This window comes from Cupriavidus basilensis (assembly GCF_029335485.1).
In the GTDB taxonomy this organism is placed as follows: Bacteria; Pseudomonadota; Gammaproteobacteria; order Burkholderiales; family Burkholderiaceae; genus Cupriavidus; species Cupriavidus basilensis_E.
Window position 1 is genome coordinate 1 of the sequence record NZ_JARJLM010000426.1, and the last position, 9,259, is coordinate 9,259.

7 protein-coding genes are annotated in these 9,259 nt (G+C 68.8%); 4 read left to right on the forward strand and 3 right to left on the reverse strand.

Going from position 1 to position 9,259, the window contains the following annotated elements; all coding sequences use genetic code 11:
• The first annotated feature begins 10 nt into the window (after window positions 1-10).
• The 3 genes from tssH (at window position 11) to fumC (ending at window position 4,208) form a co-directional block, all read left to right on the forward strand.
• Window positions 11-2,152 (forward strand): type VI secretion system ATPase TssH, encoded by a 2,142-nt coding sequence (tssH, locus tag P3W85_RS25320; RefSeq protein ID WP_430869615.1) that lies wholly within the window; start codon window positions 11-13, stop codon window positions 2,150-2,152.
• Window positions 2,149-2,583 (forward strand): type VI secretion system baseplate subunit TssE, encoded by a 435-nt coding sequence (gene tssE, locus P3W85_RS25325; RefSeq protein ID WP_017227891.1) that lies wholly within the window; start codon window positions 2,149-2,151, stop codon window positions 2,581-2,583. The genes tssH and tssE overlap by 4 nt, the downstream gene beginning before the upstream one ends.
• Before the next feature lie 221 nt (window positions 2,584-2,804).
• Window positions 2,805-4,208 carry a class II fumarate hydratase gene (gene fumC, locus P3W85_RS25330; RefSeq protein WP_276266777.1) on the forward strand — a complete coding sequence of 468 codons (1,404 nt, stop codon included), beginning with the start codon at window positions 2,805-2,807 and terminating at the stop codon, window positions 4,206-4,208.
• Window positions 4,209-4,210: 2 nt separating this feature from the next.
• Here the strand turns inward: fumC and P3W85_RS25335 are convergent, their stop codons facing one another.
• Complete coding sequence (locus P3W85_RS25335) at window positions 4,211-5,674, reverse strand: PLP-dependent aminotransferase family protein (RefSeq protein WP_276266778.1); 1,464 nt, start codon at window positions 5,672-5,674, stop codon at window positions 4,211-4,213.
• Window positions 5,675-5,770: 96 nt separating this feature from the next.
• On the opposite strand from P3W85_RS25335, the gene P3W85_RS25340 reads away from it, so the two are divergent.
• On the forward strand, window positions 5,771-6,571 hold the full coding sequence (locus P3W85_RS25340) for a glutamate racemase (protein WP_276266779.1): 801 nt from the start codon (window positions 5,771-5,773) through the stop codon (window positions 6,569-6,571).
• An 83-nt stretch (window positions 6,572-6,654) separates the two neighbouring features.
• Here P3W85_RS25340 and pcaD read toward each other — a convergent pair whose 3' ends face one another.
• Both pcaD and P3W85_RS25350 read right to left on the reverse strand, forming a co-directional pair.
• Window positions 6,655-7,854 carry a 3-oxoadipate enol-lactonase gene (gene pcaD / locus P3W85_RS25345; protein ID WP_017225977.1) on the reverse strand — a complete coding sequence of 400 codons (1,200 nt, stop codon included), beginning with the start codon at window positions 7,852-7,854 and terminating at the stop codon, window positions 6,655-6,657.
• A 51-nt stretch (window positions 7,855-7,905) separates the two neighbouring features.
• Window positions 7,906-9,259, reverse strand: a 1,354-nt coding sequence (locus P3W85_RS25350) for a 3-carboxy-cis,cis-muconate cycloisomerase (RefSeq protein WP_430869614.1), incomplete at its 5' end; no start/stop codon positions are given.

The window sequence follows — 9,259 nt, forward strand, 5'->3', positions numbered from 1 at the left end:
GCCACCCGCGCTGGCCGGCCAGGCCGACAACGCTCCCCTGTCCCGCTTTACCATCGACATTACCCGGAAGGCCCGCGACGGCAACATCGATCCCGTATTCGGGCGCGATGTCGAAATCCGGCAGATGGTCGATATCCTGGCCCGGCGCCGCAAGAACAACCCGATTCTGGTTGGGGAGCCCGGCGTGGGCAAGACGGCGCTGGTCGAAGGCCTGGCGCTCAAGATCGCCGAAGGCGATGTCCCGGCTGTCATCAGGGACGTCGCCGTGCGCACGCTGGACCTTGGGCTCCTGCAAGCCGGCGCGGGCGTCAAGGGGGAATTCGAGCAGCGCCTCAAGCATGTGATCGAGGCCGTGCAGCAATCGCCGACGCCCATCCTGCTCTTCATCGACGAGGCGCACACGCTGATCGGCGCGGGCAATGCGGCCGGCGGCGCGGACGCGGCGAATTTGCTGAAGCCCGCGCTGGCCCGCGGCGAGTTGCGTACCATCGCGGCCACAACCTGGTCCGAATACAAGCAGTACTTCGAGCGCGATGCCGCCCTGGAGCGCCGCTTCCAGATGATCAAGGTCGATGAGCCTGACGACGACGGCGCCTGCCTGATGCTGCGCGGGCTGAAGGAGCGCTATGCCCGGCATCATGGCGTGCACATCACCGATGCCGCGGTGGGCGCGGCAGTGCGCCTGTCGCGCCGCTACCTGACCGGGCGCCAGCTACCGGACAAGGCGGTCGACCTGCTCGATACTGCCGCCGCCCGCGTGCGCATGAGCCAGGACGCGACGCCGGTCGCGATATCGGCCTGTGAAGCCGGACGCGCAGCGCTGGAGGTCGAGCGCACGGCCCTTCTGCAGGACCAGGGCGCCACCGGTGCGGCGGATGCCGAACGGCTGGCGGCCATCGATGCCCGGCTGTCCGCGCTGGAAGCAGAGCGCGAGCAGTTCGAGCACGCCTTCGCGGAACAGAAACAGGCAGCCGGTACCCTGATGGCATTGCGCGCCCAATGGCAGGCCGCCGCCGAGCCGGCACGGCGGGATCTGGCACCGGCGATCCAGGCCGCTCACCAGGCATTGACGACGCCCGGTCAGGCCGCCCTGATCCACGCAGAGGTGGACGAGAGCGCCATCGCCCAGGTGATTGCCGACTGGACCGGGGTGCCGGTCGACAGCCTGTTGTCCAACGAGCTCGCCACCCTGCTGGCGCTGGAAGCCCGCCTCGGCCGCGTGGTAGTGGGGCAGGACGAAGCGCTGGCCGCATTGGGCAAAAGCCTGCGGGCCGCCAAGGCCGGCCTCAAATCCGAGGAGGCGCCGCTAGGTGTCTTCCTGCTGGTCGGCCCTTCCGGGGTTGGCAAGACCGAGACCGCACGCGCGCTGGCCGACCTGATGTTCGGCGGCGAGCGTTCGCTCATCACCATCAACCTGTCCGAATACCAGGAAGCGCACACGGTGTCGCAGCTGAAGGGCTCGCCGCCCGGCTATGTCGGCTATGGCGAGGGCGGCATCCTGACGGAGGCCGTGCGCCAGCGTCCCTACTGCGTGGTCCTGCTCGATGAAGTCGAAAAAGCGCACCGGGACGTGCTGAACCTGTTCTACCAGGTCTTCGATCGCGGTTTCATGCGCGATGGCGAAGGCCGCGCGATCGACTTCCGCAATACCGTCATCCTGATGACCTCGAACCTGGGCAGCGAGCCACTCCTGGCCGCCACCGACGCCGCAGCGGAGGCTGGGGCCGAGGTTGCCACCGGCACGCTGATGGAGGCGATCCGCCCGCTCCTGGTCGATCACTTCCAGCCGGCCCTGCTGGCACGCTTCCAGACCATTGTGTACCGGCCGCTGGGTGCCGGGGCCATGGCGTCGATCGTGCGGATGAAGCTGGCCAGGGTGGCCAGTCGCGTCGAGCGCCGCTTTGGCGTGCCGCTGCGGTGCGACGACGCCCTGGTGTCCGAGCTGGTACGCGCCTGCCTGCTGCGCGATTCCGGTGCCCGCAATATCGATAGCCTGCTCGATCAGCAGATCCTGCCCGTGCTCGCGCGCGAGCTGCTGGTACGCATGGCGGACCAGCAGGCGCCAAAGTGCATCCGGCTGTCGTACTCGGAGGACGATGGCATCGGCCTGGACTTCGACGAAGCGGCGGCCGGCGTCGAGGCAGGGGCGTGACAAGGGGCGGGCCTGGCCTCTTCGAGGCGGTCACGGGATACTTTGCGAATGGCGTCGCGGTCGACGAATTCGACGCCGCGACCCAGACCTTCCTGTCCGTCCGGGACAATATCCAGCGCATCCTCAACAGCCGGCGCGGCGGCCTCGCGCATCTGCCGGACTACGGCCTCGGCGACCTGTCCAGAATCTACCGCCACCTTCCCGCCTCGGCGCACACGCTCCAGCGCGAGATCGAGACCACCCTGCTACGCTACGAACCGAGGCTGAAGGCAATCGACATCGACATCGAGGAGACCGAACCGGGGATGCTGCTGAGTTTCACCATGAGCTGCCATCTCCATCGGGCCGGACTGGTGCGATTCGGAACCCACTTCACGCCCGATGGCAAGACGCGGCTCAAATTGCTGAAAGCGGCGCATGAGCGGGAATAACGCTTTCATCCAGGATCCGGCCGTATCGGAGCAGCCCACGTCATCCTGCGCGATTCCGTGGTGCCCTACAAGGCACCAAGCGAACCGGTGGACGCGGATGGCGGCGAGGCCGGCGCGATGGGCGTATAGTCTCTCGCGGGAGCGCACGGTGCCTCCTGTTTTCCTCGTATGGGGGAGACGTACAATGACCAGATTTCGTTTGGATTTGGAGAGTGTTTTCCATGCCCGCATTCCGTTCCGAAACCGACTCGATGGGCGCCATCGACGTGCCCGCAGATCGCTACTGGGGGGCGCAGACGCAGCGCTCCACCATCAATTTCCCGATCGGCGTCAGCCGTTTCCGCTGGCAACGGCCCGTCATCCGCGCGCTGGGCATCCTCAAGCGGGCCGCAGCCGAGGCCAATGCCGAACTGGGTGAATTGCCCGGGGACGTCGCGCGCCTGATCGTGCAGGCGGCCGATGAAGTCATCGCCGGCAAGCTGGACGAACACTTCCCGCTGGTGGTGTTCCAGACCGGGTCCGGCACGCAATCGAACATGAACGCCAACGAGGTGATTTCCAACCGGGCCATCGAGATTGCCGGCGGCGAGCTTGGCAGCAAGAAGCCGGTTCACGCCAACGATCACGTGAACCGCGGCCAGAGCTCCAACGATACGTTCCCGACCGCCATGCACATCGCCGTGGTCGAGCAGATCCACACCCGGCTGTTGCCGGCGGTGGGCGCACTGCGGGATACGCTGGCGGCCAAGGCCGAGGCGTACCGGCACGTCGTCAAGACGGGCCGCACGCACCTGCAGGACGCTACGCCGATCACGCTTGGCCAGGAGATCAGCGCCTGGGTGGCGCAGATCGATTTCGGCCTGAATGCCGTCAGGACGGCGCTGCCGGGCCTGCTGGAACTGGCGATCGGCGGCACGGCGGTCGGCACCGGGCTGAATGCGCATCCGCAGTTCGGCGCGCGGGCGGCGGCCTATATCGGCGCGCTGACCGGGCAGCCTTTTGTCGATGCGCCGAACAAGTTCTTCGCGCTTTCCGCGCACGATGCGCTGGTGCAGACCTCGGCCGCGCTGCGCACGCTCTCCGGCGGCCTGATGAAGATGGCGAACGACGTGCGCTGGCTGGCTTCGGGCCCGCGCTGCGGCATCGGCGAACTCAATATCCCGGAGAACGAGCCGGGCTCGTCGATCATGCCGGGCAAGGTCAACCCGACCCAGTGCGAGGCGATGACCATGGTGTGCGCACAGGTGTTCGGCAACGACGCCACGGTGGCCTTTGCCGGCAGCCAGGGCAACTTCCAGCTCAATGTGTACAAGCCGGTGATGGTGCACAACGTGCTGGAGAGCATCGAGCTGATCGCCGACGCCAGCGCCGCCTTCAATGACCACTGCGCCCTCGGCATCGAGCCCAACCTGCCGAAGATCGCGGAGAACCTCGACAAGAACCTGATGCTGGTGACGGCGCTGAACCGCCATATCGGCTACGACAAGGCGGCCGCGATCGCCAAGAAGGCACACAAGGAAGGCCTGACGCTGAAGGCCGCCGCGCTGGCGCTCGGCTATCTCAGCGAGGAGGAGTATGCGCAGTGGATCGTGCCTATCGAGATGACGCATCCGAACAAGGATTGAGGTCAGCCTGAAGAGCGGATCGCCTCGCCGAGCCGCCGCGCCGCGGCATGCAGCGCATCGTCCGGCGCGGCGGCGTAGCCGATCACCAGCGCCGGCGGCAACACCCGCTCCCGGCAGAACTCGCCCAAGCCCTGCAGCGCCAGGCCGGCGCCGGCGCACGCCTGCACCACCGGGCGCTCGCCCACGCCGTCCGGCAGCCACAGCACGAAGTGGAACCCTGCGTGTTCGCCGCTCACGCGCAGACGCTCGCCCAGACTGGCCCGCAACGCCGCCAGCACGATATCGCGGCGGCGCAGGTAGACGTTGCGGGAGACGCGCAGGTGGCGCAACAAGCCGCCGGCGCGCATGAAGGAGGCCAGCGCAAGCTGCTCCACCAGGCTGTTCGCGCGGCCGGTGGTGGCGCGCAGCTGGCGCAGGGCCGGACGCAGCGCATCCGGCATCACCACATAGCCGATCCGCAGCGAGGCATAGAGGCTCTTGTTGAAACTGCCGCAGTGGATCACGCGGCCGCCGTCGTCCAGCGCCTTGAGCGCGGGCAGCGGCGCACGGCTGTAGTTGAATTCGCTGTCGTAGTCGTCCTCCAGCACCCAGGCATCATGTGCCCGCGCCCAGCCGAGCAGCGCCAGCCGCCGGCTCACCGACATGGTCAGGCCCAGCGGCGCCTGGTGGGCGGGCGTGACATACACCAGCGCGGCATCCGCGTGGCGGTGGACGGCCTCCATCGAGATCCCCTCCTCATCGACCGGCACCGGCGACACGCGATGCGATGACAGGCTGAAGAGCGGCACCGCCGAGAGATAGCCGGGATCCTCCAGCAATACGCGGCCCTCCCCTTGCAGCACCACCCGCGCGGTCAGGTCGATGGCTTGCCGGATGCCGGTCACGATCATGACCTGCTCCGCGTCGCACCGTATGCCGCGCGTGGCCAGCAGATAGGCAGCGATTTCCCGGCGCAGGGAGAGGGCGCCGCAGGGATCGTCATCGCCAAGCTGCTGCGCGGTGAGCGAGCGCAGTGCGCGGCTGACATGGCTGCGCCATTCATCGAGCGGGAACAAGGCGGGATCGGCCAGGCGGGCAACGAAAGGCAGGCCGGCGGCGACACGCGTCGGAGACACTGCGCCGGCTACTGCCGGCACCGCGACATCGACAGGCGGCACCCGTGCGGGCGCGGTTGCGCGCAGGGAAAAATCCTCCGGGAGCCGGGCGCTCACCCGCGAGCCCGATCCGACGCGGCTTGCGATATAGCCCTCCAGCCGCAACTGCTCGAACGCCAGCTCGACGATGCCGCGCGACACCGCCCAGCGCGCGGCCAGCGAACGCGTGGATGGCAGCCTTGCGCCACGCGGCAGGCTGCCGCCCAAGATAGCCTGGCGAATGCCGCGGTAGACCCAGGCCTGCTTGGATTCCCCGGTATCACGCGGTGGCACTGCCAGGTCGGGCACCTCGGCGTCGCGCATCTTCGGCATAAATATAAATGGCCTAATGAAAAATCGGTATTTTGGTTCTTTTCATTGTACCGATTCGGCGCGATAGTCCTTGCCGGCCTACCTTCCGGGACACCCATGGAATCCTTTGCGACGCTTCACCGCCCGATCGCCGTGTTCGATGCCGGCATCGGCAGCTATGCCGCCGTCAAACTCTTGCAGCAGCGTTTTCCGCGGCAGGACCTGATCTACCTGGCCGACCGCGCCAGCTTTCCCTATGGCGGCAAGAACCGGCAAGCCTTGCTCGCGGTCACCGTTCAAGCCGTGCAGCGCCTGCGGGCGCTCGGCGCGAGCGCCATCCTGATGGCATCGAACGCGCCGTCGGTCACTGTGCTGGACGATTTGCGCCGCGCCGCCGGCGTGCCGCTGTTCGGTGTGGTGCCGCCGGTTGCCGAGGCCCTGGCGTTGTCGGAGTCCAGGCATATCGGCGTGCTGGGCGTACGTTCGATGGTGGAGAGTCCCGAGCTTGGCGAGTACATCGCCGGGCAGAGCCGTGGGCGCGGGCGGGTGACGCCGTTCAATGCCTCGGCGCTGGTCGACCTGGTGGAGTCCGGCGCCTTCCTGACCGAGCGGCCGCGCACGGCCGCCGCGGTCGATGCCTTCCTGGGCGCGATCCTGGCCGCGCAGCCGGAGATCGACGTCTTCACCTTGTCGTCCACGCACCTGCCGTGGCTGGCCGGCTACTTCCAGGAACGGTTTCCCGGCAAGACCTTCGTCGACCCCGCGCCGGCCGCCATCGAAGCGCTCGAACCCTGGACGACGGCCGGCACCGGCCGCGTGGTTTGCGCCGTCACGGAAAACGAAACGCATTCGGCACCGGCATTCCGTTCGATGCTGGCCGCCATGGGCATCGGCCTGCAGCCAGTGGTTCTCGCATAAGCACTGCGCGCGACGGCCTGGATGCGCCGGGCCAGCCCCCGGCCCCCGGCACCCGGCACTTCCAGGCCAATGCGGGGCCGAACTCAGCCCTTGGCGGCTTCGCCGCCGCCCTCCGCATCCACCGCGGCAAACACTTCCTCGGCCAGATGGAAGGCCGAGTTGGCCGCCGGCACCCCGCAATAGATCGCGGTCTGCAGCAGCACTTCCTTGATTTCGTCGCGGCTCACCTTGTTGTTTGCCGCGGCGCGCAGATGCAGCTTGAGCTCCTCGTTGCGGTTGAGCGCCACCATCATGGCGATGGTGATCAGGCTGCGCGAATGGCGCGGCAGGCCTTCGCGGGTCCAGATCTCGCCCCATGCATAGCGCGTGATCAGGTTCTGGAACTCGTCGTTGAGCGGATTGAGCCTGGCCAGCGAGCGATCCACGTGGGCGCTGCCCAGCACCGCGCGGCGAACGGCGAGGCCGGCCTGGTAGCGCTCGCCGTCGTTGGCGGGACGCTTTGACTCGCTGCCCAGGAAATCCAGCAGCGCCTCGGTGAAGCGGGCTGGCTGTTCGCGGTTGGACAGGTGGGCCGCCGCCAGTTCGAGATAGCGCGCACCGGGAATGGCATCGGCCAGCGCGCGCCCTTCCGCTGCCGTGGTGGAGGGATCGGCGCTGCCGGCGATCACCAGCACCGGCACCGGAATGGTCTTTACGGCGTCGCGCAGGTCCGCGTCGCGCACCGCTGCGCAACTGGCGCAATAGCCACGCGGATCCAGGCCGCGCAGCACCGCGCGCAGGTCGTCCAGCCGGCTGCCGGCGGCGCTGACGAAGGCCGGCGTGAACCAGCGCTGCAGCGAGCCATCCACCAGCGGCGCCATGCCGTCGCGCATGACGCCTTCGATGCGCGTGTTCCACGCCTCGGGCGTGCCGATCCTGGGCGCGGTATTGGCCAGCACGATGCGGGTGAAGCGCTGCGGCGCGTTCACGCCCAGCCACATGCCGGTGAGGCCGCCCATCGACAAGCCGCAGAACGCAGCCTGGCGGATGCCCAGGGCATCCATCAGGGCGATGACGTCGCTGCCCAGTTCGGCAACGGTGCATGGCCCCGGGGGCAAGACCGACTGGCCATGGCCACGCGTGTCGTAGCGCAACACCCGGAAGCGGCCGGCCAGCGCCTCGGCCTGCGGCGCCCACATGCCGTGGTCGGTGCCCAGGGAATTCGAGAAGATGACGACTGGGGCGGAATCAGGGCCTTCCAGCGTGTAGAACAGCCGCGTGCCGGCGTGATCGATAAAGGGCAAGGTGGTCTCCAGAGGGGCGAGGAATGATGTTGAGCTGAGAGATACGGCTTTTCAGGGGATCGGGGTTGGCGCCGGGGTCCGGGATTCGCGCCAGGCGGCCAGGGCCTGGTCGACGAACTCACCCGCGCTCCCGAAATAGTTCGCGGGATCGCAAACCCGGTCCAGCGCCGCGGCATCCATCAAGCCGGCATGCGCGGGAGCTTCGGCCAGGGTCGCGCCGAGCGCCTGGCGCAGGGTGGTGCCCTCCGCCACGGCCCGCCGGCAGGCGCCTTCCACCAGGTGATGCGCCGGCAGCCTGCCGATCCGCCCGCCCAGCTCCAGCATGGCCGCTTCGGCCAGGATCAGGCCGTTGGTCATATCGAGGTTGGCGCGCATGCGCCCGGCATCCACCTGCAAGCCCGATACAACTTCCAGCGTCTGCCGCAACGCGCCCGCGGCCAGCGTGACGACCTGCGGCAAGGTATCCCATTCCGCCTGCCAGCCACCCAGCGCGCGCTCGTGCTCCTGCACCATGCCGGCCAGCATGGTGGCGACCAGCGGCGGCACGCGCACGGCGGCGGTCAGTACGGCGGCGCAGCCCACCGGGTTGCGCTTGTGCGGCATGGTGCTGGAGCCGCCGCGCCCCGGGCTGGCGGGTTCGGCGACCTCGGCCACCTCGGTCTGCATCATCAGCGCGATGTCGCGGGCGATCTTGCCCAGCGTGCCGGTGAGCATGCCGAGCGTGGTGGCTACCTCGACCAGGCGGTCGCGGCAGGCATGCCACGGCGCGGCGGGGACTTCCAGCGACAGCTCGCGGCCGAGCGCCGCGATCACGGCCGGCGCCGCGGCGCCAAGACTGGCCAGCGTGCCGGCGGCGCCGCCGAATTGCAGCACGGCGGCCTGCGCGCGCGTCGCGCCCAGCCGGCGCCGGTCGCGGCGCAGCGCGTCGAGCCAGCCGGCGGCCTTCAGGCCAAAGGTGGTGGGCAAGGCGTGCTGCAGCCAGGTGCGCGCCACCATGGGCGTATTGCGGTGCCGCGTGGCGAGCGCCGCGCAGGCATCGCCCACCGCGTGCAGGTCGGTGTCGATGGCCTGCAGCGCCTCACGCAGTTGCAGCACCATGCCGGTGTCGATCGCGTCCTGGCTGGTGGCGCCCCAGTGCACGTAGCGCGCGGCCTGCTCGTCGCGGCTCTTCACGCGGGCGGTGAGCTGCCTGACCAGGGGAATGGCAAGGTTGCCGGCCGCCACGGCGGCGGCGGCCAGTGCGTCCAGGTCGATCTCGTCGGCCCGGCAGGTGGCGGCGATGATCTCGGCCGCGTCCTCGGGAATCACGCCGCAGCGGGCTTCGGCACGCGCCAGCGCGGCTTCGAAGTCGAGCATGCGCTGCACCGTGCCGGCATCGGAGAAGGCGGCCAGCGTGGCGGCGCTG

Coding starts and splice junctions, on each gene's coding strand:
- fumC (WP_276266777.1), top strand. CDS start 2,805: ATGCCCGCATTCCGTTCCGAAACCGACTCGATGGGCGCCATCGACGTG.
- P3W85_RS25335 (WP_276266778.1), bottom strand. CDS start 5,674: ATGCCGAAGATGCGCGACGCCGAGGTGCCCGACCTGGCAGTGCCACCG.
- P3W85_RS25340 (WP_276266779.1), top strand. CDS start 5,771: ATGGAATCCTTTGCGACGCTTCACCGCCCGATCGCCGTGTTCGATGCC.